Source organism: Bacillus sp. BF2-3 (assembly GCF_008368795.1).
Classification (GTDB): Bacteria; Bacillota; Bacilli; order Bacillales; family Bacillaceae_G; genus Bacillus_A; species Bacillus_A cereus.
Map to the genome: position 1 here is coordinate 96,611 of NZ_QOSA01000020.1, position 22,386 is coordinate 118,996.

Below are 22,386 nucleotides of genomic sequence, written 5' to 3' on the forward strand. Positions count from 1 at the left end.
ATGTTTTATTTTTTATATAGTAAAAGCCTTAGTCGTAATTGCAGCTAATGACTTGGGGCCTCATACTTTGTAGTTCATAAAGAAAAGACACTTTAAAGTGTCTTCTACAGATTTGAATTATTTAATTCATGTAATTAATATTCGTTAGCATAAAAATCTTTTATTAATTTTATTTCATTTGTATCTGGATTAAACTTAAATATTTTAATTTGATTCGATTCGTCTTTGTATGCAAATGTATTCTCACCAACTTGGGTCATATTGCTGGTGTTTAAGATAGGATCGCTACCGTGATCAGTAATTTCCACAGTTTTCTCGCGATCCCAGAATGCAATGACAATAATCAAAATGATAAGACATACCCGTATAAAACGTAATTCTCTTGCAACAGGATGTTCCATCTGTTTGTCTCCTTTACTGTTTGATAGGGTCTGTTTATAAAAGAGATGATTCCTAGGAATATAAATAAAAAAGACACCGTAAAGTGTCTTTTTTATTTTAGTTATGCGCATTACTTAATAAGACGCTAGTTCCTCAGTCTGGCTATGAGTAACTATGTAGGGTAATTCCATTATAACATTTTAACCAGTAATGGGTCTATATGGAATTTAATTGATTTTCTTTTTGATTATTCAGAACGATTAATCGGGTATTTGGATGAAGGAAGCGGTGAGGAAGAAGGGACTTAACTTGTTTTAGAAGAGTGTCTTCTTTTTTGTATCATTGTGAGTAAAGTGTAGAGTTATATTTCCCTTTACACGAACATAACGGTATAATATAGTTAAGTTAAGTAAACTTAACTATTAAACAAAACGAAATAAAAGCATGGAGGAATAACGCTATGACTAGAACGTATAAAGAAGTAATTAATGAAATGAACCGAGCTTATAATGAATTCTACATTTTACTATTCCAGGAGTTAAAAGATGAGTTCGGTCTTACAGGACAGCAAGAGAGCATGCTATTTCATATTAATTTAAATGAAAACACGACAGCAAATCACATTGCGACTACTTTTAATATATCAAAAAGTGCCGTTAGCCAAGTTTTATCTAAATTGGAGAAACAGAAGATGATTTCAAAACAAGTAAACCCTAATAATAAACGGGAGTATTTTCTTACACTTGGTCCAAACGGTAGTAAGTATATAGAGCGGTTGTCGGAGTTAGATGATGTATTAATTGAGAAATATTTTTCTAAAATCGATATAAACGCCCTAGAGCAAATGACAGATACGTTAACGAAAATAAATAAAGTCATATTGGAAGAAAAACAGAAAGATCTTGATTGTAATGAGTAAGAACGTAGATGAAGCAATTAGTAGAAAGGAGGAGAAGTGTATTATGAGTTTCATACCAAATATGATTACGATAGCAAATTTTGTATGTGGGCTTTTAGCTATTTACGCTGTTTTCGTTCACGATATTTATTTGGGAGCAGTTTTTATTATTACAGGTATGTTGTTTGACTTTTTAGATGGTATGGTCGCTCGGAAACTTGATTCTGTTTCGGAAATTGGTGGAGAGTTAGACTCATTTGCGGATTTAGTTACTTTTGGTGTGGCACCGTCTATTCTTGCATATAGTGCCTCGTTAAAAGATTTGCAGTCTATCGGGATGATATGCGCGCTTGCTTACAGTATTTGCGGCATGCTTCGGCTTGCAAGATTTAACACACAGCAAAGCAAACTCCCGACCTTTATCGGCATGCCAATCCCATTCGCGGCAATGTGTCTCCTCATTTTATGTTTTTTTAAGAATCCAGTTTCCGTGGCGTTTGGTACATGCGTACTCGCTTATTTAATGGTAAGCAAAATCAAATTCCCTCATTTTAAAAAAGATATAGCTGAAAGCTTGAAGCCTGGAAGATTGGATTGATGATACGGGATTACAATGAGAAAGATAAAGGAGTATAACATGATTCGTATGGCATTAAGATCATTCAACATACAAATGTATTGTTTGCTAGGCGTAATGTTATTGGGATGGCTTGTGACACCTTTTTCAGCCCAGTTCGTAGGGATAAGCATTGGCCTTTTGGTGAGTATGTACTGCGCCTGGATTTTAGGAAGGCGTATTGAAAAGTTCGGAGATAGCATTGTAAAAAAAGAAAAAACACCGATGCTTGGAATGATAAATCGGTTCGCAGCCGCAATACTCGGCGCGATTATTATGTATGAAATTGAACACCATGAATTCATGTGGACATTCGCTGCTGGAATTATGGGTGGGTATTTCTTGGTTATTATTAATTTGGGGTATTACAGTATGAGGGATGAGAAGGGATAAAGTGAAACCTAAGTTTCAGCATACTGTTGCCTAACAACGAATAGCGGATTAGTAATTAGAGTAATAATAAAATCTAACATAAAATTTAAGGAAAATTTTATATTTCCCCCACTTTTTATTTTAAAAGTTTTTCCTATCCTATAAACAAGTTACATCAAGGAGGAGACTGAAAATGAATAAGTGGGGATTTTTTTATTTTTAATATATTCCCTATATTCGAAGACAAAGTAAAAGATTAAATATATGAACAAAGTACTGGTTCTTAAACTATGTTCTAAATAATAGATGAAAATGTAAAGTTAGGGGATTCCACATGCATACAGAAGTTTTGATGAGTTATTTGTATACGTATTTTTTTACAATTATGTTTTGTATTGTATTTCAAATTGGATGTTATTTTAAAGCGAAAAACAATATATCTATTCGGCATTTTCTATGGGTGCATGTTTTTCTATTTTACCTTTCGCTTGTGTATAAGGTGACGCAAATCGCGACTGTATGGGATATAAGTAGATATGAAACGTGGATTCGTGTAAGTCAAATTAACTTGACTCTATTTGATACGGTAGGTAGTACTACGTATCTTTTGAACATCGTACTGTTTATGCCGTTCGGTTTTTTATTACCGATGATTTGGCCGTATTTTAGAAAAATAAAAAACACGGTATGTGCAGGATTCTTTTTTTCATTGGCAATTGAGTTAAATCAATTGTTAAATAATAGAATTACAGATATTGATGATTTATTTACGAACACCCTCGGGGCGATTATTGGGTATTTATTATATAGAGCTTTAAAAATGATATTTAAAAGAGAGGGGGAAAAGCTTGATACCAGCTCTTCTCTAGTTATAAAATACGAGGCTATTTTTTGTTTAGTATGTTCATTTGTAGGAGCGATGTTAATTTATCATCCAGCTTTATTTGGAAGACCTGTCATCATTCAGTGAGGCAATTACGAATTTCTTTTGAATGCTCGAGTGATATTTCAATTTGCAAAAAGCCTTTAACTTGTTATAGTTAAAGGCTTTTATCATCATAATTTTTACTTACCAATTACCCACTCTAACATCCGCCTTCAACCACTTCACCCAATCCAAATCCTCTACCTTAAGCAAACTAAGCGAAACACCCTTCATATCTAAAGAAGTTAACAGTGTACCAACCTTTACGAATGTCACTTGCAATCCTTCAAGTTCATACAAACGGCGAATGTCGTTTGCGAAAATGTATTGTTCCATTAATGGAGTTGCGCCGAGTCCATTAATGAGGATAGCGAAGTTGTCTCCTTTTCTCCAGCGATAAATGCTTTTTAGTTTGTTCATTAGTTCGATCGCTAATATTTCAGAAGAGGATAGTGCTTCTTTACGGTAACCTTTTTCTCCGTGAATGCCTACGCCATAAAACACTTCATCGTCATTTAATGTGAATGAAGCTTTTCCTTTTACTGGATCGTTGACAGGGGAAAGAGCAACTCCTAATGTGTGTAAGTTTTTAGTGATAGAGTGGCCAAGTGTTGTTAGTTCTTCTAGAGAATGGCCTTCAAGAGCGGCCGCACCAAGTATTTTTTGAACGAAAACAGTACCAGCGACGCCGCGTCTTCTTTTATTAAAAGAAGCATCATCTTCAATTGAAACGTCGTCATTTACGATGATGTGGTCAATTTTTCTTCCTTCTTCTTTAGCGATCTGCTTTGCCGCAAGAAAGTTCTCAACGTCATCTTTAAAGTTTTTAATAATGAATAGTATACTTTTATCTTTTGGCATAAGGCGAGTTGCCGCCGCAATTTGTTCCACTGTAGGCGGAGTGAAGATGCTTCCGTTTACTGCCGCTGTAAGCATACCTTTTCCTACATAGCCAATATCAGCAGGTTCATGTCCGCTACCACCGCCACTTATAATAGCGACGTCTTGCTTCATTTTTTCGATATCTTTTACATAAATGATGTTATTCGTTTCATCGTAATTTACTTTGTCGTTATGTTCAAAATAAAAGCCGTGCAGCATATCTTGAACGATATTTTGTACATCATTCATAATCTTTTTCATTGCTTTTGCCACCCTTTAATTACTTTGCTGATTGCTCCAGTAATAGTAGTAATTGATTGTTTATCATATTTTTCATAAGAGAAGACATAATGGAAGGATCTACTTCGCACTTACTTTCAATCCAATCTTTTATCGTTCCAACGAAGCCGTGACTATAAAAGGAGGCAATCGTATTTTTTGTCTCATCAGAAAGGCTGAATCCACAGCTCACAGATAGTTCATCGATAATCTTCATATATAAGTTTTTCGTATGCTCAAATAAATAGTGATTAAACGAGTTTTGCTCAATGACTTTAAAAGCATTTCGGTAAAATTTTTGATTTTCATAAAAGTAATCAAATAATAAATCGAAAATGTTTTCCCACGTTTCATAATCGAGAAAGTCGATAATGTTTTCCCTCGTTTCTTCTCTATAAATCCAGCTTAATAGTTCAAATTTATCTTTAAAATGATAATAAAAAGTTTGCCTACGCATTTGACAGTGTAACATAATATCGCTCACTGATATTTTATGAAACGACTCTGTTTCCATTAAATACTTCAATGAGTTCGCGATTATCTTTTTAGAAATTATAGAAGAGGTCATCTGAATCATCCCTAGAATGTTATTAATATGAAAATCCTATCTATAAATGAGAGCGGTGTCTTTAGACAGATTGTCCATTTTGTCCGTTTACTATAAAACGCTTTCATTTTAACATGGTTAGTAAGAAGAAGATTTCAAATATATCACAATATATTAAAGGAATTGAGGGAGAACTACAATGAAAAAGATTATAAACAAACCAGAAACATTAGTAATGGAAATGTGCAACGGAATGGTTATGGCTCATCCAGAGCTTGAGCTTTTGAAAAAATATAAAGTGATTAAGAAGAAAGAAATGAACGAAAATAAAGTAACGTTAATTAGTGGAGGCGGTAGTGGTCACGAGCCGGCACATGCAGGATTAGTCGGAAAAGGAATGTTAGATGCGGCAGTGTGCGGAGATGTGTTTGCGTCACCTTCACAAATTCAGGTATACCAAGCGATTAAAGAGACAGCTAGTAAAAAAGGTACGTTATTAATTATTAAAAATTATAGCGGCGATATTATGAATTTCAAAAACGGTGCGCATTTAGCGACGGAAGATGGAATTGAAGTCGACTACGTAAAGGTGGACGATGATATTGCGGTAGAAGATAGCCTGTACACAGTAGGACGCCGCGGCGTTGCGGGCGTTATTTTAGTTCATAAAATTGCCGGCGCAGCAGCGGAAGCAGGTATGGATTTAGGAGCGGTGAAAGCTGTAGCAGAAAAAGCAGCGGCTAACGTGCGCACAATCGGTTTAGCATTAACGTCTTGTACAGTTCCAGCGAGTGGATCACCTACTTTCACACTTGCGGAAGATGAAATGGAATACGGTGTAGGTATTCACGGCGAACCAGGAATTAAGCGTGAAAAAATGCTGTCAGCAGATGAACTAGCGAACCGTATGACAAATGACCTTGTAAAAGATTTAGGAGTAAAAGATGGCGAGGAAATCGCAATTCTAGTTAACGGTTTTGGCGGAACACCACTGCAAGAACTTTACTTATTTAACAACGCAGTTACGAGAGAACTAGCTGCAAGAAACATTAAAATTAATAGAGTATTCGTCGGTAACTATATGACAAGTATTGATATGGCTGGTATGTCTTTAACGGTAATGAAGTTAGATGAAGAGCTAAAAACATTACTATCAAAAGAATGTAATACACCAGCGTTTAAAGTAGACGGTCCAGTTGAAAGTGTAGAGTACGTAAATGTACTTGAAGAGACAGAAGAGAAGGAAGTTTCATTTGAACTAGAAACTGCGGAAGAGCACGCTGTTATTAAAGATAATGTTATTACATTAAACAACATGATTTATCTCGTTGATAAAATGAGCGATATTATTATTAAAAATGAAGTACCGTTCTGTGAGCTAGATACGCATGCTGGTGATGGCGACTTCGGAATGAGTGTGGCAAAAGGATTTAAGCAATTAAAACGTGAGTGGCACTCTATTGTAGAACAAGAAAACGTAACGATCGGATCATTCCTTGACGGCTGTTCGATGATTATTATGGAACATTGCGGCGGCGCATCTGGTCCAATTTGGGGCGGTGCATTCCGCGCAGCTAGTAAAGCAGCAGCCGAGAAGCGTGAGTTAACAGTGAAAGAATTCGCTGAAATGCTGCAAGCAGCATTGCAAGGCATCCAATTGATCGGTGAAAGATCATTCGGCAGAGGAGCAGTAGTTGGTGACAAAACACTTGTTGACGCACTTGCTCCATGTGTAGACTCTTGGTTAGATAGCGCCTCAAACGAAGTAGACGTAAAAACTGCCTTTGAAAAAGGAGCAGAAGCAGCGGTCAAAGGAGCAGAGTACACGAAAGAAATCGTAGCTCGCATGGGCCGCGCTGGTACAGTTGGCGAAAGAAGCTTAGGATATCCAGATGCAGGTGCACATGCACTTGGGGTTATCTTTACGGAGATTGCAGGTAGTTTGAAATAGTAATTGGAAAGTCCCTCTGCCTTAAGGTGGAGGGATTTTTATATAGTTGATATGTAGAAGACTTCTTTCGGTTCTTTCTCAGTAAAATATGAGTTTGTTACTATTTTTGATAAAATCTTATTTCAAAAATACAACTAATATTTCTCAACATTAATATATTGAAAATAGTTAGAATATTTAAGATAATTATTTGTGAAGAAGTAAATTATAAAAAAAGGGGGAATTTATTTTGTTACGTCGTTTATCTATTTGTACAGTACTAACAGCTTTTATATTTACTTTATTTACATTTAACGGCTCTGCTTTCGCGGCTACGAATGCTACTGAAAATCAAAATGTAGTAGCAGCTTGTGCAAAGGGAGGTACGGTAGGTGTATATGGTGCAAAGATGCGCAGTGGTTATACTGTCGATTCACCTGTCTTACATACATTTAATGATGGTACGAAAATTACTGGAACATGGGTAACTGGTGAATATGTTCAAGGTCATTACAGTAATTCTAAACAGTGGTTAAAAGTTACATATAAAGGGATGACAGGTTATGTATCCCATACAACATTATATAACGTTTGCTCATAAAACTATGTACCATAATAGCTTTGGATATATTGAGCTAATCTCTTCTCGAGATTAGTTCTTTTTTATCTCTTAGTTTTTAATGGGGCATTTTTTGAAAAAGACCAACGATTCATTAAATCGATGGTCTTACGTTTATATAGTATTCATTTGTATCTATATTAAATTTTTCATTGCTTTTTGCTTATTTTAGACTTAGTTTGTTTGTGATTGCAGCTTATCAATTTTCCAGTATGTTTGTAGAGGGTCTAAAGAGCTTTCAATATAAAACATATATTCATCTGCGGTACGTGGTACTTCAAAAGCTATTTTCAATTCTACCGTTTCATTTGGTTTAACTTGTATATCAGAAGGGTTTTGATCAAGCACCTTTCCTTTATAGATCTTTCCGTCTTTTTCATCTTTTAAGTTATATTTTAATTCTGATAGTCCAATCGTTTGACCTCGTACATTTTTTACAGAGACATTAACAACTACGGAATCGTTGCTAGCATTTAAATAGGCACTTTGAACAGCGGTCAAGTAATAGCCTCCCTTAACACTCTCACCAACTAATAAAATACCTTGTTCCAAGCGGCTCATATCTTCTTTTTCTTCAAAATTTATTAATTCTTCATTTTCATTTTTTGCGGTTGGTTCTTCTATTGGACCATTTTCAACGGCACTATCTGTTTTATCTTGTGTGCAAGCAGCCGTAACACTGACTAATACTAGAATGAAAGTAAGTAATATAGATAATTTTCTCATAAAATTTATCTGTCTCCTTAAGTTTCTCAATTTTGTGCAACTATACATATAAGATTAACATAATGTCTCATTATTGGCTCAAAATAGGGGGTCTTTTAGACAACTTATTCTTTTTACTTTTAATATACATTCGATTGGTTCTCGCGATATTTGTTAATCTTTTAAAACATTGGCTTAGTAATACCGAGGGTTATTATAGATATATTAATCATGTAATTTGTCCATATCAAAATGAACGTTTTTTGCATTTAATATATTGTAAATATATTTTATTTTGGAAGGATGTGATTATATGGCTCATAAATCTACTGGAGTGTTTCGAGTTCCAGTTTCTGAAAATGGGATTATTCCAACTGCTCTCAACATTATGTTAAACAATGATTCACGCTGTCATACTAGTAATGTAACGGTAACTGTTAAGAGAAGTCGAAACACCTTTTTCCCAACTCAAAATGAATTAGTTGAAATCTCTCGTACTTTTGTTTCTTTAGAACCAAACAGAACAACTAAGATTGTGTTGTTTACTCCAGAATTCCAAGTAGAAGATTTCCTTGATATCATCATTAGTGGAAATAGAGAGGATGTTAAGGATGTTCTTGTATATTCTTTCTTAGCAGATTCAGTAGGTCATAATCTGCCATCTACTGTTTTCAGAAATGCAGAATACACTTTTGCTTGCTGACACTGTGATAATGTATTCTTTACTGTCGTATATCTGAATTGAAATGTTGCAAACAGCACTTCAAGGCATATAATCTATCGTTGAAAGATCATTCGGCAGAGGAGCGGTAGTTGGTGAAAGAAGTTTAGGATATCCAGATGCAGGTGCACATGCGCTTGGGGTACCTTTACGGAGATTTCGGGTAGTTTGAAATAGAAATTAGAGGATCCCTTCTACCTTAAGGTGAAGGGTTTTTTTAATATGTTTTTTGATATATATTGCTAAATATGTTCCCATAATTCATTCTATTGTATTGAGAATAATGTCATCTACATCAAAAAACGGTTTATAAAAGGAACTAGTATTTGAAGAAGTTCCACCTCAAACATACTCCTATGCATATAAGTATGTTTGAGGTGGATTTATTAAAGAATTTTATATATAGCATGAATGAAAATGGGATAAATAAAACAATGTTTCTCAGTATGTTTTTAAGAATTAATTGAGCAGGTCCTTGTAAAAATAAAGAAAAGACATCTAAAGGTGCCTTTCGCCGACTTAAATTAATTTTAATATTATCGATCTAAGTTTAAAAGCTGTAGGGATTTTTTCTGTGGGTTTTGTAAGTAGTTTTTACGAAATTATGAGTGTTTTTTATTTTGTATTTCAATAAGTTCATCTGGTAGCATTTTTGTATAATATTCTTTTTCTGTTAGTTCAAATATAAATAATGCTTTTTTCCAGTTATAAATAACATCTTCTACATTATGTTGTTTCATTTTTAATAAACACTGACCTTTTAAATAGAATAGTTCACCTAGTAAGTATAAAGTATTTAGATTAATTGCTAATTTGATACCCTTATCAATATACTTTATTGCCTCTTCATGTTGATATGTGAAGTCGAAACATTTTGCTAAATTTAACATGAGTTTTAATTTAATTTCTTTATCTCTAGGAAAATCTAATTTATTAAAATTAGTTAAACATCTTTTGAATATATTAATACTTTTTTCATATTCTTTATTTTCTGCATAAAATATAGCCATTGTTTGCATAATATCTATTTCTCTTTCTGATAAAAAATCAGAATTAGTTAAAGTCAGTTTTAATGCATTATTTAAAAAATCTAAAGCAGTTTTTATTGATTTATCCACCATAAATATAGCAATTGCTTCATGCCACATTAGAAATTGTTTCTCATCTTTTGTTTGAAAATTATTTAAGTTTTTCTCTTTTTTTACTATTTCATAAAGTTCTTTATATTGTTTTTGCTTTAAGCAATCTTTTATTACGTATTTTACGTTTTCTACATATTTTAATCTTTTGTTTTGAGTTAGTGCAAATATGTTATTCGGATCAATACCAAGTCTTTCAGATAATTGATATAATAATATGCTAGATGGATAAATCACACCTTTTTCGATCTTACTAATTTGACTTTGTGAACATATTCCGTGACATAAGTCGGATTGTGATATATTTTTTTTAATTCTAAGTTCTTTAATGGTAATACCCAAATCGTTAAATTCCATTTTCCCCACCTACTATTTAACACTTTATTAGTATGATATTCTCTAACCTTAATGTAATGTAAAATTAATATAGTTGCAATTATTGTTTTAAAGGGCTTATCGTTTCTATAAGATGTTGAGATTTTTTTATGTACAAAAAAAGACACCAAAAGTTCCTTTCGCCGACTTGAACCACATTCATTTAATATAAACTTATCTGTATTTTTACATGCTTTTCTAATCCCTCTATTATCCATTTGATAAAATAAAATCCTAATATTACCAATAGTTTAATAAATATTTCTACATATTCAAGACATTTACATAAATTACAAAAGTGATACATTTAAGTTGTAATCTATAAAAACTATTAAAGGGGGATTTATTATGTTCAAGAAATTAGTAGTAGGAGCAGTAGCAACAGGTATTGCATTAACAGGGGGAATTGGTGCAGCTTCAGCTGATACGCAAAAAGCTGTGAGCTCTCCGAAGCAAGCAACATGCTCAATTCCTTATGAGTATTCTAATGGTAAATTCAAAAGAACTCTTTATTACTCAAATGGAGTATATGCTAATAGTTTTAATGAAAATGTTTGTGGTGGGACGATTACGTGGTACTTAAAACATGTTCAAAATGGAGTTGCTTTTTACGAAGGTAATTTAAAATAGTAGATTTTTTGAACCTCATTTATTGAGGTTCTTTTATTTTTAGTTTTTAAACTGATTCTCTATAAGAAAGACACCCTAAGCTGCTTTTTGCGATTTGATCCATTGCAATATGGTATTAAATTCCAGTCTGATTATTATTTTACCACGTTAAGTAGTTTCGATTATTGAGAAAAAATACAACTCATTGTTTGAATGCAAAAAAGCCCTAGGGGGACTAGGACTTTTTGCTAGAATGAATAAGATTTAAAAAAGGACTTATATAACGTAACATATGAATGTTTCGTAAATGTATCAAAAAAGTGAACAAAAGCGTTAATTTTAATAAAAAAAGCTCCGCGATAAAAGCTACGGAGCTTCATAAGGTCGAGTTATGTCGTACTCACAAGGGATTTTAACATGAATGTTGTGGTAAAAATACCGGTAAATTTATCCTATAACCCCGCTGATTAGAGTTTCAATTCATTCGAAGGAATTTATGTTTTATAAATTAGATTATGATAGTTGATATTCTCCATATTGACCAGAAAAGAACTAAAAATTCTAGTGAAATTCCAAGTGTTCGTTTCCTAGTTTTTTGAAATTCTTTTATTAAATAGCCAACAGCACTAATTGCTATAAGAATGAAAAGAATAAGTTCGAGTGTAACTGGCATTTTATCTACTCCTAATACATTAATTTGTTATATAGAGATTATAAGATATTTTTGTGATTAGTAGTGAAAAATTCAATAGAATTATCTCTAAATGGAGTAAATGTTTCAACGGACCAATCAAAGGTCAATACAACAAGTGTTATACAATATACGCATGGAGAGCTGTGGGGCTGAAGAAATATTGAAGTATAAAGAGTTGTTAGATCGAAGGATGATTACCGAAGAAGAGTTCTAAGTGAAGAAAAAGTAACTAATAAGTATATAGATGAAACGCTCAGATGAGCGTTTTTTTATTTATATATTCGCAAGTAAAATAACATAATATCACTATGAATCCTTATAACAATATGAATTTTTGCATATTTTAAAATTCAATATATCCCTCAAAAACTTTTAATTGTATAATATATTTTGTCATATTTTTAGATTTTTCGACATAAACCAACAAAAATAGAGAACGTATTGGGAGAAGACATTATGTATACAAAACTATTAAAATCAATTACATCATTATCACTTATTGGTGGTGCGTTGTTATATACAAATGGCAGCGATGTGAAAGCTGCTGAAGTGGGTGTTTTTTCTGATGTGCCGACATCACATTGGTCATATCCTGCGATTAAAGATTTAGCCAGTAAGAATATTATTTCCGGTTATGGGAATGGGATATTTGGTTTTGGAGATGTTGCGACAAGGGAGCAAGTTGCGGCTTTAATTTATCGAGTGTTAGTACCGAATAAACAAGGCGGTTCGTTTAGTAATGATGGAACTCGTTACGTATTAAAGGATGGGTCTACGTTTAAAAATCCTTACGGTGATATTAATCAAAGTTCTACAATGTTTCCAGAAGAGGTATTAACTTTAACGAATTTAGGAGTTTTTAAAGGTGATGAAAATGGCCAATTTAGACCGAAAGCTTCTGTGAGTCGTGCGGAAATGGCACAAATTCTTACAAATGCTTTCCATCTTGCGGCAAAACAAAAACATACCTTTAAGGATGTTCCAAATCCATTTTGGGCAGAAAACGCAATTAGTGCAGTGCAGTCAAATGGAATCGCAGATGGCACAGGGAACGGGAATTTTGAACCGTATGGCACAGTAACACGTGAACAGTATGCGCAGTTTTTATATAAAACTTTAAAATATAAAAATGCCGATGTGAAAGATACAGGAGATGCTGCATTATTAACAGCGTTTAAAGAGGAAGTACAAAAGCGTATTAATACATACGAGACAAATATTACACTTCCATATAAAACGAAAAACAATAATACAAACGAAGTGATGAATACACTTTTTAACGCATATAAAGAAGTTGCAAGTAAAAATGAGTATACAAATAATAATAGATCGAATGTTTCATATGGACTTTCTGGATCACCTGGAAATTATACGTTTACGCTTAAGATTACATATCGTGAAACGAAAGAACAGACGGAATATGTCATGAAACAAGCGAAAGCAATCGTTTCTTCTATTACTCAAGTTGGAATGGATGATCACGAAAAAGTGAAGGCGATTCATGATTACGTAGTAAAACATGTTTCTTATGATACGTCTTATAAAGCTTATACAGCATATGAAGCACTTGTAAATCGTTCTGCGGTTTGCCAAGGTTACGCACTATTAACGTATCAATTATTAAAAGAAGCAGGAATTGAAAATCATTTCGTGACAGGAACTGGGGACGGACAACCTCATGCTTGGAATTTAGTGAAAATCGAAAACAAATGGTATCACCTTGATACAACATTCGATGATCCAGTGCCAGATGAGCAGGGCCGCGTCACGTATTCGTATTTCAATTTATCAGATGAACAAATCGCAAGAAACCATGAGTGGAACCGCGGAGACTACCCGCAAGCTACAACGAATTATTATAGTACACTGACAAACAAAATTGCGGCAGGTAGTACGAAAACGCCTGCATATCAACAAATATTAAAAGATACAAAGTTAAACTATTTAGGAAATGAATATATCGCAAATAACTATACCGAATTAAAAAATAAAATGCAGCAACGCTATAGTGCAAAACCAGAGAAAATTGAAGTGCTATACAAGCAATCAATGAATGGTGCACTGCAAGATGTGAAGAAGGCAATTGGCGAAATCGATTATCCGCAAGGGGCAAATCGAGTTTCTTATAAAGCGGAGCCTTACAATGCGAAAGAAGGGTATTCTTTAGTAACAATTACGTTTACGTATTAAGAATGAGAAAAAGCATCTGTTTCAGATGCTTTTTTTTTATTGTATTGATTCGACAAAATATGACAAGGGAAGGCGAATTGGTCTGTTATGATAATTTTTGAAATTTTACATTTTGGAGGATTAATCATGAACAAAAAGAAGATTTTCGGTGCGTTAATAGGAATTGTAGCCTTATTTGTAATTATTAATGTAGTTGTTATGAAAGAGAAAACGACATCAACTAGTGAAAAAATGTACTCTGAGAAAGAATATAATAAATTAGTAGATGAACATTTTGAAGAAACGCAAAAGTTGAAAAGTGATATGAGTGTGTTAGAAACTGAAAAAAAATCTCTTGATGAGCAAGTGAAGAAGTTAAAAGATGAGTTAGCGAAAAAAGAGCAACAAGTAGCGCAGCAGCCGGTTCAACAAGAACAACCAAAGCAGGAACCACAACAACCAGCACCAGCGCAACAGCCGGAAAAGAAAGAAGAGCCAAAACCAGAACAACCTACTGGAGCATTCGAAAATCCAATGAAAAGCATAAACAAAACAGAGGCAATGAATAAAGTAAAAGAAAAGGCGAAGAAAGACTTCCAAGATGATTATATGACACAAAACTTTGTTGCGGAGGAACAATCAAAAGCATTTGATTTCTTAAACAGTATTGAAATTAAATCACAAGAAGAATTAAATGTAATGAAGAATGCATTGAAAGATTTTTCTAACGACTTTATGACCGCGAAGTTTGTTTATGAAGAGCAAATGAAGGCGAAGAATAAGCAAGGGTAAAACAAAAACGTTATCTTTTAAAAGATAGCGTTTTTGTTTTGGGTTATAAAGTTATTCCTACATTTGACACATACAGTCTGACTGTATAAAATTAAACTATACAGTTCAACTATATAGTTTGACTATATATTTATCGTGACATTGGAGGTCTTTATGAATAGAGATAAAAATTTACCATTAACGGAAACAACGTATTACGTTCTTTTAGCTTTATTAGAGCCAGCTCATGGATATTTAATTATGCAAAAGGTGGAGGAACTGAGTAATCATCAAGTAAAAATCGCAGCGGGTACATTGTATGGTGCGGTTGAAAATTTATTAAAACAAGGGTTAATAGAATCAGTAAAAAGTGAAGATAAACGAAGAAAAGTGTATGTCATTACGGAACGCGGGAAAGAAGTATTGCACTTAGACTTTATGAGAATGCAGCACATTATTGAGGTTACAAAGAGTTTATTACACGTATAGTTAGGGGGAAACGATGATGTGGAGATTGAAATTCTTTTTAGACTTTGAGAAAGAGGAAAAATGGTTAGAAGAGATGGCTTGGAAAGGCTATCAACTGGAAAGCACTACATTTGGTTATACATTTAGATATACAGAACCAGAAGATGCGACGATTAAAATAGACCATAGAGTATTTAGTAGAAAAAGTGACTTTATTAATTACTGTACATTATTTGAAGATAGTGGCTGGGAGCATATAGCTGGTAATCGTTGGTCAGGTACGTACTATTTTAAAAAGGTAAATGAGGAAAGTGAAGATGACATTTTTTCAGATCCAATGTCACGAGCAGGGAAGTATAAGCGTCTATCTAAAACATTTCTAGAATTAGCGATCTGTTATTTGCCAATATTATTTTTATTTATGTATAGTAATACAATGAATTTAGGAGCCTTTGTAAATCCGAAAGAACTATACTTGACGCCAGGATTATGGGATAAGCAAGGTGTATCATTTCTATGGTCATTCTTATTTGAAACGCCATTTGCATTAATGAGAGGACTTTTTTTGACATTTATCCCCGTTGCGACATGTATGTTTTTCGTTTGCTCGTATAAAGCGAATCGATTGTATGAAGAGAGAAGATGATAGGATGGGGTCTCTTAAAGCTGATGCTTTGAGGAGCTTTTTTGAATTTAAAAATGCAACATCTGGGTTATATTGTAAAATATTTACTTTATAAACATTTGAATGTGACATAATTTTAATAATAATATTACTTAGGAGGATGATCATCATTCATACACTTTTAGGTATTATTGGAGTAATTGTTTTACTAGCTTTTGTTATCCACCCCGGCGTCCCAGACAAGCGTGTCCCTCTAAAAAATAAACTCGCAGTAATCCTTCCATTGATTGTTATAGCCGGTTTCATTTCCTTTTATATATGATTAAAATAAGAACTTATCAAGTAGAAAGAAGTATATATATTTTTCTACCAATGTGTAGTTCCACTAGGAGGTTGCTTATAATGAAATTTCATAAATACACAGTAACGCTTATGTTTCTAGCCATCAGCTCAAGCAATGACTTTTAGGTGTCATCACTGCTATTGTCCTCTTGTTAATCGCTGCATGGACCATACAGACAACCAGCACAAATAAATTATTGTATTTCTCAATAAACAAAAATAACAGTTGGATGGGAGTCTAATACATATTATTAAAATTAAAGTGGTTCAAGTCGGAGGAAGGCACCTTAGGGTGTCTTTTCTTTATTTTGCTAATGAATAGCTTGTCCTCTTCTATATAACTCTTTAAAATGTAAAATGTGCCATCTTTGCCCTTCCCTTATGAAGGGAGGGACAGGAATGAAAAAACGTAAAAAAAAGGCGACCAAAAAGACAGAATCCCAGTCTTTCGTAAGTAATCTAGCATCGTGGACGACAGTACTGAGAAATATTCATTACTTCTTCACGCAAAGCCAGTTTGTAAAACATATAATTCAATTCATCAAAGAACAAATTGGAATGTAAAAAAGTGCTGCTATGATTAGCAACACTCAACTCAAAAACTAAAGTAGATCGAACACTGAGCTGAAAGTACTGACCATCCTTTCTTCGCACAAGACCAAAGTGATTTAGAAGCGGCAAAGATGTCAGTGTTCTATCTTCTACTAAGATTATATTTTATTTTGTCCATAATAGACCTATATATACGTTAATAAAAAAGAAATACCCCAGCGACCAACCGGGGTATTTCATGACCGATAGGAATGAAAAAACTTGGCGACCAAACCTAGCTTTTGTGTTATTCCCATAAAATTTAAAAACTAAGCAACATCTTGTTGCACTTTTATTTTATCATTATCTTTCTCTTATTGGAATACACTAGATTATTTTTTAGATAAGAGTCCAATACATATTATTAAAATTAAAGAGGTTCAAGTCGGAGGAATGAACTTTAGGGTGTCTTTTTTTCTTTCTAAAAGAGAGTTTTGCTTTCAAGAAGATACATTTTCAATGGATTACTGTCATGAGTATATAGATAAAGTCCATCAAGACATGTATGTTCATGAATATGTAAAATTACATAAAATTTCAGTGAAAAAGAGAGTATACTTTCGTATTGTGTAATAAAGATAAAGCCCGCCTACGGAAATAGGCGGGCTTTTTTTACTTATAAAGAAAAGACAACCTTTAAGGTGTCTTCCTTCTATTTGAAACATTTTACTAGGTTAAGTTTTTGTGATAATAAACTCTTTTAATTGGAATGAACCTACGCAGTACATCACTTTATTCTTAAGCATCATTCTCAACAAAAGTGAAGATTTTCATTATCTTTTTAACTACAAAGGGTAATAATTTAGAAGCTAAAAATGCAAGTATGAAAGCAATTCCCCATGTTTTTATCCATGATTTGAGAAATAAAGCTGTATATCCAACATTCATTGAAACCATGACGAAAGAGATAATGCTAGATATGCCTAAAATCATAAAGATATTAAAAATTAATGGTTCAAATTTTTTATTGATTTTCAACATTAACACCTATTTTCTATATATGCTTTGCTGCCCAATTTCACCAACATCTAATCTTACAGTTTGAAATCTAGGTTGTCCAGTTTGTTTTACTTTGCTGCAATAGCGATATTGTTTGGAATATAGTTTCACTTTATTATTTAAGAGCGAATAAATGAAAAATAAAATATCCAAAAATATAGATAGAAATCCGCTTTTATACCTTTCAATAAAAGAATACTAGCATTATATATTATAAGGAATACTTGTCCTTAATTGTAAATGAAAGGGGGGAATTGGTATGAGTTATGGCTATGGTCACCCTCCAAAAAAATGCTTTGAACATCATAATGAAACTTTATCAACGGGTGTATTACGTAGACATTCCGCTACGTTATTTCTTACTGTTGAAGCTATGAATGTTGATCCAGATGATACTCGTAGAGTAACAGTTGAAATGTTTGATTGGTCATCGGGTTCTCCGGTATTGTTACCATTAATAGACCCTTCAACACAAACATTGCCACCTAATCGATATGTTACTTTTCGTTCAGCAGCTCTTCCTCCAGCACTCTTTGCTTATGAAGTAAGAATCATTCGTCCGAAAGATAGAGATGTTGTTACAAATGTTTTTGGTCTTAGTGCAATCGTATTTAACCCACAAGAAGGAAATAATGTTTTACAACATGATTTAGCAAAATTAGACCTTAAATAGATTTTATAAAGGTCTATTTATTGAGCATGATTAAACAAAAGAGTAGGGTGTAATCCTACTCTTTTTTTAACGTTAACTAGAATTTTAAAAGAAATCCTTCATCATTTTAGCATCTTTAATATTTACTATCACATCTTCTACCTTATCTTTCTTCTCATCTTTAGCAATTGTAATTTGTTCCTTATTATCAACCCAAACAAGAAATTCTTCTTTTGCGTCATCTTTATATGTAACGTTAATAGTAGAATGTGCAGATTCTCTCTTTTTTTGATCTAAAGTGATAGTTTTAGGTGTTCCATTTTGAACGGCTGAAACGATAGATTTTATCATTTCTTTATTATCTGTTTGAGATTTGGAAGTAGTATGATTTGTTGTTTTCAGTATTTCAATGTCTGAAATATTTGCGGAGTTTAATTGAAAGGTATATTGTGCATGTTCTTGCTTAACTTGTGAAGCTTTATCTGTAGCCGAGGTGCTTGTACAACCTATTAAAGTGAAAGATAGAGCGGTTAGTGCGCATATAGATATGATTTTTTTCATAGTATCCCTCCTTAAGATTAATTATAACAATTTTCTGTTAATTTAGGTAGTTATTGTAAGGGGAAGATGTTTTAAAGTGGTAAATGATGTTGTTCATTTTCTATTAAAATTAAAATTCACATAATTTTTTTCATATTTTATGTTTAACATTTCGAAAATAGGTGTACTACATATAATATAACAAATAATTCATTTTAAAGGAGGAAGTTAAAGATGGAAACGAAGTATAGTAAACCTTTTGTATATGAATTTATTACGGAGAAAGAGGTCATGAATGCGGCGAATGATCTAGTGAAGAAAGGAATAGAACAAAAAGATATTTACGTGTTAACACATGAGAAAGAGAGGACAGATAGAATCGCAGATAATGCAGACGTGAACACGATTGGAATAAAAGAGGAAGGACTTGGGACAAGCATTATTAATGTCTTTCAAAAAACGGGAGATCAGTTAAGAAATAAGATGCAGGAGTTAGGGCTTAATGAGGAAGAAGCAAACTTCTACGAAGAAAAGCTAGATGAAGGGAAGATCTTGTTATTCGTTAAAGATTTAGAAAGAGTCGGTGAATGGTTACACGAAAGAAGATGCATGTATTCTATTTAAATTTGTATCCTGTAAATCTATAAATCTATTACGAAAAGGAGATGGGAAATATGAGTGAGAGCGGACTAAAAGAACAAATTACTGGTAAAGTGGAAAAGGCAAAGGGACAAGTAAAAGAAGGAATTGGTGAAGTTACAGAAGATAGAAAGTTGAAAAATGAAGGGAAGTGGGACAAGACGAAGGGAACGATAAAAGAAAAAGTCGGAAAAGTGAAACAAAAGATAAGTGATGGATTGGATAATAAAGAATAATACATGTTTATCAAGCTTTGGTTACATACCAAAGCTTGATAAATCCAATATAAAACGAATATAGGAGGTTTAATTGTGGGACTTATTATTACGTGTATTGTAGGTGGACTTATTGGTGCGTTAGCTGGAATGATTACGGGAAAAGACTTTCCTTTAGGTATAGTTGGTAATGTGATTGCCGGATTAATTGGATCTTGGGTAGGTAGTGCGTTATTTGGTCATTGGGGTCCTGAATGGGGAGGCATTTTCGTTCTTCCAGCGTTATTAGGTGCAATCGTCTTTATTTTAATCGTTACATTCTTCTCTAGAATGCTACGGAAAGCGTAAGTATGATAATGAATAGTAATCTTAAGTTTATTATATATAACTATAAAGTGAATGAACTGATAAAAATACATAAAAAAGCATCACTAATTTGGATGCTTTTTTATGTATTTTACATAGGAATGAGTGGAGGATGAAGAACCCCCCACTCATTAACATTACACTTTCTATTATGTATATATATAACTATAAAGTGAATGAACTGATAAAAATACATAAAAAAGCATCCAATTAAACTAATTTGGATGCTTTTTTATGTATTTTACATAGGAATGAGTGGAGGATGAAGAACCCCCCACTCATTAACATTACACTTTCTATTATGTATTAAGCCATCGTTACCTTTTTACAATTATTTATTCTTACGACTTGCCTTGGTTCTATATGAGATAAGTCCTCGCTATTACTTATATCAACTACAATTGTATTCGTTAGTATGTTAATAATGGAACCAACTAATTTTGTAGCATGATCGTGTCGATAAGAAAATTGAACGAAATCTCCCTTTTTAAAGTTGTGCTCTTCCATAGATAGATCCCCCTAAAAATAATGTTTATACATTATACATACACAAAATTATAAGTTTTAAACATTTATTAGTACGATTTAAGTGTTAAGCCGAGAAAGGTGTAGAAAATTTATTTATAATGAAAATAAAAAAATATGTTTAAAACTAATTTTTATGGGTAATTAAATAGTAAAAGTTCGAGATAAGGGGGCGGAAATGATGAATTTGGCAATAAATATTTTGCAAAATGATGGAGGTTATACGGTACAACTTAATGGTGAAATTGATGCATATACGGCATCAGATTTAAAAAATAAGATTATGCCTATTGCAAGCGAAAAAGAGGTTCAGATTGTAGTAGATTTTCATAACGTAGATTATATGGATAGCACCGGTTTAGGTGTTTTTATAGCGCTATTAAAAGCGGTTAAGAAAAATGATGGAAAACTAGAGTTTATTGGTGTATCTAAAAGGTTAAAAAGATTATTTGATATTACAGGGTTAACAGAAATATTAAATTTGAATTCCGATTTTGAAAAAGTAGAAAGAAGGTGACTAGGGATGATGGAGAGATTTGAAAAGATAGAAATGAAAATTCCTGCAAAGGCAGAATATGTGGCTATTATTCGTTTAACAATGGCTGGTGTTGCGAATCGAATGGGCTTTGCTTATGACGATATAGAAGATATGAAAATTGCTATTAGTGAAGCATGTACAAATATTGTACAACATGCATATAAAGAAGACGTTGGAGAAATTGCAATTGTCTTTGGACTATATGAAAATCGATTAGAAATTATGGTTGCGGATAATGGGGTTAGCTTTGATTTTAATAACTTAAAAAGGAAAGTTGGTCCGTATGATATTAGTAAACCAGTAGAACATTTGCCGGAAAATGGTTTAGGTTTATATTTAATTAATACGTTAATGGATGATATACAAATCATGCATGATGAGGGTATGACAGTTTTAATGACAAAATATATACAAAGAGAGCAGGTGGAGAATGATGGAAATCCAATCTCAACCTACGAATCTTACTAAAGAAGACGTTATTAAACTAATTGCAGACTTCCAACAAAACCAATGTGATGAAGCGCAGGAAAGGTTAGTTGAGCATTATAAAAATCTTGTCTATTCCATTGCATATCGCTATTCAAAAGGCGGACCGATGCATGAGGATATTATACAAGTAGGCATGTTAGGGCTCTTAGGTGCAATAAGAAGGTATGATTATTCGATAGGGAATGCCTTTGAGCCTTTTGCAATACCTACAATAGTAGGCGAAATAAAGAAGTATTTACGTGATAAAACTTGGGGCATTCACGTTCCAAGGCGAATTAAAGATTTGGGCGGGAAAATTAAGCTTGCGATAGAGGAGCTAACAGATCACCTACAACGTTCACCGAGGATAATAGAAATCGCAAATCATTTAGGACTATCGGAAGAGGAAGTTCTAGAGATTATGGATGCGAAAAATAATTATCGAGTATCTTCCTTAGATGATGTAGTTGAAAATTCATCTGATGGAAGTTCGGTAGCGAGAATTGAATCTGTAGGTGAAGTAGAGCAAGGATATGAAGAGACAGAAAGGCGTCTCGTTTTAAAGGATATTTTTAACGTATTAAATGATACGGAAAAGAGTGTTATTCATTATATATTTGGAGAAAATTTAAATCAAAAAGATACAGGGGAACGGTTAGGTATTTCACAAATGCACGTTTCTCGTATTAAAAGACAAGCGATAAGTAAATTGAAGCAAGCCGCATTTTTAGATACATAAAAATTTAAAATAATGATGTTTAAAACATGAGAAAAGGGGTACTTATT

Annotated in this window: 28 protein-coding genes and 1 pseudogene; 21 read left to right on the forward strand and 8 right to left on the reverse strand. The window is 33.1% G+C overall.

The genetic code is table 11. The features are described from left to right. Positions 1-134: 134 nt before the first annotated feature. Positions 135-401: a YmzC family protein gene (locus DN401_RS16030; protein WP_000400964.1), complete on the reverse strand. Its 267-nt coding sequence runs from the start codon at positions 399-401 to the stop codon at positions 135-137. A 440-nt stretch (positions 402-841) separates the two neighbouring features. On the opposite strand from DN401_RS16030, the gene DN401_RS16035 reads away from it, so the two are divergent. From DN401_RS16035 to DN401_RS16050, 4 genes are all read left to right on the forward strand, one after another. Further along, positions 842-1,300: a MarR family winged helix-turn-helix transcriptional regulator gene (locus tag DN401_RS16035; RefSeq protein WP_000198939.1), complete on the forward strand. Its 459-nt coding sequence runs from the start codon at positions 842-844 to the stop codon at positions 1,298-1,300. A 43-nt stretch (positions 1,301-1,343) separates the two neighbouring features. Continuing rightward, positions 1,344-1,877: a CDP-diacylglycerol--serine O-phosphatidyltransferase gene (gene pssA / locus DN401_RS16040; RefSeq protein WP_000008336.1), complete on the forward strand. Its 534-nt coding sequence runs from the start codon at positions 1,344-1,346 to the stop codon at positions 1,875-1,877. A gap of 39 nt (positions 1,878-1,916) precedes the next feature. Beyond that, the gene (locus DN401_RS16045; RefSeq protein WP_000620612.1) at positions 1,917-2,288 is read left to right on the forward strand and encodes an ATP synthase subunit I; all 372 of its coding nucleotides are present in this window, start codon (positions 1,917-1,919) and stop codon (positions 2,286-2,288) included. A 313-nt stretch (positions 2,289-2,601) separates the two neighbouring features. Beyond that, positions 2,602-3,237: a VanZ family protein gene (locus DN401_RS16050; RefSeq protein ID WP_000556720.1), complete on the forward strand. Its 636-nt coding sequence runs from the start codon at positions 2,602-2,604 to the stop codon at positions 3,235-3,237. Positions 3,238-3,336: 99 nt separating this feature from the next. Here the strand turns inward: DN401_RS16050 and dhaQ are convergent, their stop codons facing one another. Beyond that, positions 3,337-4,335 carry a DhaKLM operon coactivator DhaQ gene (dhaQ, locus tag DN401_RS16055; RefSeq protein WP_000723362.1) on the reverse strand — a complete coding sequence of 333 codons (999 nt, stop codon included), beginning with the start codon at positions 4,333-4,335 and terminating at the stop codon, positions 3,337-3,339. Positions 4,336-4,354: 19 nt separating this feature from the next. Beyond that, positions 4,355-4,921: a dihydroxyacetone kinase transcriptional activator DhaS gene (gene dhaS / locus DN401_RS16060; protein ID WP_000204231.1), complete on the reverse strand. Its 567-nt coding sequence runs from the start codon at positions 4,919-4,921 to the stop codon at positions 4,355-4,357. Positions 4,922-5,099: 178 nt separating this feature from the next. Here dhaS and dhaK point away from each other — a divergent pair, with 178 nt between their 5' ends. Both dhaK and DN401_RS16075 read left to right on the forward strand, forming a co-directional pair. Continuing rightward, entirely contained in the window at positions 5,100-6,851 is a 1,752-nt protein-coding gene (dhaK, locus tag DN401_RS16070; RefSeq protein ID WP_000720736.1) for a dihydroxyacetone kinase subunit DhaK, read from the forward strand. A gap of 229 nt (positions 6,852-7,080) precedes the next feature. Beyond that, complete coding sequence (locus DN401_RS16075) at positions 7,081-7,431, forward strand: SH3 domain-containing protein (RefSeq protein ID WP_000946193.1); 351 nt, start codon at positions 7,081-7,083, stop codon at positions 7,429-7,431. A 192-nt stretch (positions 7,432-7,623) separates the two neighbouring features. On the opposite strand, the gene DN401_RS16080 is transcribed toward DN401_RS16075, so the two are convergent. After that, positions 7,624-8,175 (reverse strand): DUF4352 domain-containing protein, encoded by a 552-nt coding sequence (locus DN401_RS16080; protein WP_001228902.1) that lies wholly within the window; start codon positions 8,173-8,175, stop codon positions 7,624-7,626. Positions 8,176-8,467: 292 nt separating this feature from the next. Between DN401_RS16080 and DN401_RS16085 the strand changes: the two genes are divergently transcribed. Together DN401_RS16085 and DN401_RS30470 are read left to right on the forward strand one after the other, a co-directional pair. Then, positions 8,468-8,857 (forward strand): hypothetical protein, encoded by a 390-nt coding sequence (locus DN401_RS16085; protein WP_065211908.1) that lies wholly within the window; start codon positions 8,468-8,470, stop codon positions 8,855-8,857. Between the two features lie 94 nt (positions 8,858-8,951). Continuing rightward, a pseudogene (locus tag DN401_RS30470) lies at positions 8,952-9,052 on the forward strand (DAK2 domain-containing protein); the annotation flags it as partial. A gap of 425 nt (positions 9,053-9,477) precedes the next feature. Here the strand turns inward: DN401_RS30470 and DN401_RS16095 are convergent. Next, positions 9,478-10,371, reverse strand: a complete 894-nt coding sequence (locus tag DN401_RS16095; RefSeq protein WP_149287864.1) for a helix-turn-helix domain-containing protein — start codon at positions 10,369-10,371, stop codon at positions 9,478-9,480. 366 nt (positions 10,372-10,737) lie between these two features. On the opposite strand from DN401_RS16095, the gene DN401_RS16100 reads away from it, so the two are divergent. The 6 genes from DN401_RS16100 (at position 10,738) to DN401_RS29865 (ending at position 16,631) form a co-directional block, all read left to right on the forward strand. Continuing rightward, complete coding sequence (locus tag DN401_RS16100; RefSeq protein WP_063220107.1) at positions 10,738-11,019, forward strand: LCI fold-containing protein; 282 nt, start codon at positions 10,738-10,740, stop codon at positions 11,017-11,019. Positions 11,020-12,148: 1,129 nt separating this feature from the next. Then, positions 12,149-13,882 (forward strand): S-layer homology domain-containing protein, encoded by a 1,734-nt coding sequence (locus tag DN401_RS16105; protein ID WP_000288184.1) that lies wholly within the window; start codon positions 12,149-12,151, stop codon positions 13,880-13,882. 126 nt (positions 13,883-14,008) lie between these two features. Continuing rightward, positions 14,009-14,653, forward strand: a complete 645-nt coding sequence (locus DN401_RS16110) for a hypothetical protein (RefSeq protein WP_001035208.1) — start codon at positions 14,009-14,011, stop codon at positions 14,651-14,653. A gap of 153 nt (positions 14,654-14,806) precedes the next feature. Continuing rightward, positions 14,807-15,121, forward strand: coding sequence for a PadR family transcriptional regulator (locus DN401_RS16115; protein ID WP_001078066.1), 315 nt, complete (start codon positions 14,807-14,809; stop codon positions 15,119-15,121). 13 nt (positions 15,122-15,134) lie between these two features. Continuing rightward, a complete protein-coding gene (locus tag DN401_RS16120) occupies positions 15,135-15,746 on the forward strand; it encodes a DUF2812 domain-containing protein (RefSeq protein ID WP_002195227.1) in 612 nt (203 codons plus the stop codon). A gap of 720 nt (positions 15,747-16,466) precedes the next feature. Continuing rightward, entirely contained in the window at positions 16,467-16,631 is a 165-nt protein-coding gene (locus tag DN401_RS29865) for a hypothetical protein (RefSeq protein WP_000746319.1), read from the forward strand. A gap of 765 nt (positions 16,632-17,396) precedes the next feature. Here DN401_RS29865 and DN401_RS16130 read toward each other — a convergent pair. Further along, positions 17,397-17,636 carry a DUF2798 domain-containing protein gene (locus DN401_RS16130; RefSeq protein ID WP_000700223.1) on the reverse strand — a complete coding sequence of 80 codons (240 nt, stop codon included), beginning with the start codon at positions 17,634-17,636 and terminating at the stop codon, positions 17,397-17,399. A gap of 280 nt (positions 17,637-17,916) precedes the next feature. On the opposite strand from DN401_RS16130, the gene DN401_RS16135 reads away from it, so the two are divergent. Then, positions 17,917-18,330, forward strand: coding sequence for a hypothetical protein (locus DN401_RS16135; protein WP_000120217.1), 414 nt, complete (start codon positions 17,917-17,919; stop codon positions 18,328-18,330). 84 nt (positions 18,331-18,414) lie between these two features. Here the strand turns inward: DN401_RS16135 and DN401_RS16140 are convergent, their stop codons facing one another. Continuing rightward, a complete protein-coding gene (locus DN401_RS16140) occupies positions 18,415-18,870 on the reverse strand; it encodes a hypothetical protein (protein ID WP_149287865.1) in 456 nt (151 codons plus the stop codon). Positions 18,871-19,083: 213 nt separating this feature from the next. On the opposite strand from DN401_RS16140, the gene DN401_RS16145 reads away from it, so the two are divergent. The 3 genes from DN401_RS16145 (at position 19,084) to DN401_RS16155 (ending at position 20,051) form a co-directional block, all read left to right on the forward strand. Beyond that, complete coding sequence (locus DN401_RS16145) at positions 19,084-19,473, forward strand: YflT domain-containing protein (protein ID WP_016125605.1); 390 nt, start codon at positions 19,084-19,086, stop codon at positions 19,471-19,473. A 50-nt stretch (positions 19,474-19,523) separates the two neighbouring features. Further along, the gene (locus tag DN401_RS16150) at positions 19,524-19,724 is read left to right on the forward strand and encodes a CsbD family protein (RefSeq protein WP_000004257.1); all 201 of its coding nucleotides are present in this window, start codon (positions 19,524-19,526) and stop codon (positions 19,722-19,724) included. A gap of 75 nt (positions 19,725-19,799) precedes the next feature. Then, positions 19,800-20,051 (forward strand): GlsB/YeaQ/YmgE family stress response membrane protein, encoded by a 252-nt coding sequence (locus tag DN401_RS16155; protein WP_000522903.1) that lies wholly within the window; start codon positions 19,800-19,802, stop codon positions 20,049-20,051. A 324-nt stretch (positions 20,052-20,375) separates the two neighbouring features. Here DN401_RS16155 and DN401_RS16160 read toward each other — a convergent pair whose 3' ends face one another. Continuing rightward, on the reverse strand, positions 20,376-20,576 hold the full coding sequence (locus tag DN401_RS16160; RefSeq protein WP_000391011.1) for a hypothetical protein: 201 nt from the start codon (positions 20,574-20,576) through the stop codon (positions 20,376-20,378). 196 nt (positions 20,577-20,772) lie between these two features. Between DN401_RS16160 and rsbV the strand changes: the two genes are divergently transcribed. From rsbV to sigB, 3 genes are read left to right on the forward strand one after another with little or no spacing between them, the layout of a single operon-like run. After that, entirely contained in the window at positions 20,773-21,111 is a 339-nt protein-coding gene (rsbV, locus tag DN401_RS16165) for an anti sigma b factor antagonist RsbV (RefSeq protein WP_002195245.1), read from the forward strand. 6 nt (positions 21,112-21,117) lie between these two features. Then, complete coding sequence (gene rsbW, locus DN401_RS16170; protein ID WP_000970576.1) at positions 21,118-21,600, forward strand: anti-sigma B factor RsbW; 483 nt, start codon at positions 21,118-21,120, stop codon at positions 21,598-21,600. After that, positions 21,563-22,339: an RNA polymerase sigma factor SigB gene (gene sigB, locus DN401_RS16175; protein ID WP_002164611.1), complete on the forward strand. Its 777-nt coding sequence runs from the start codon at positions 21,563-21,565 to the stop codon at positions 22,337-22,339. Before rsbW ends, sigB begins: the two co-directional genes overlap by 38 nt. The last annotated feature ends 47 nt before the right edge of the window (positions 22,340-22,386 follow it).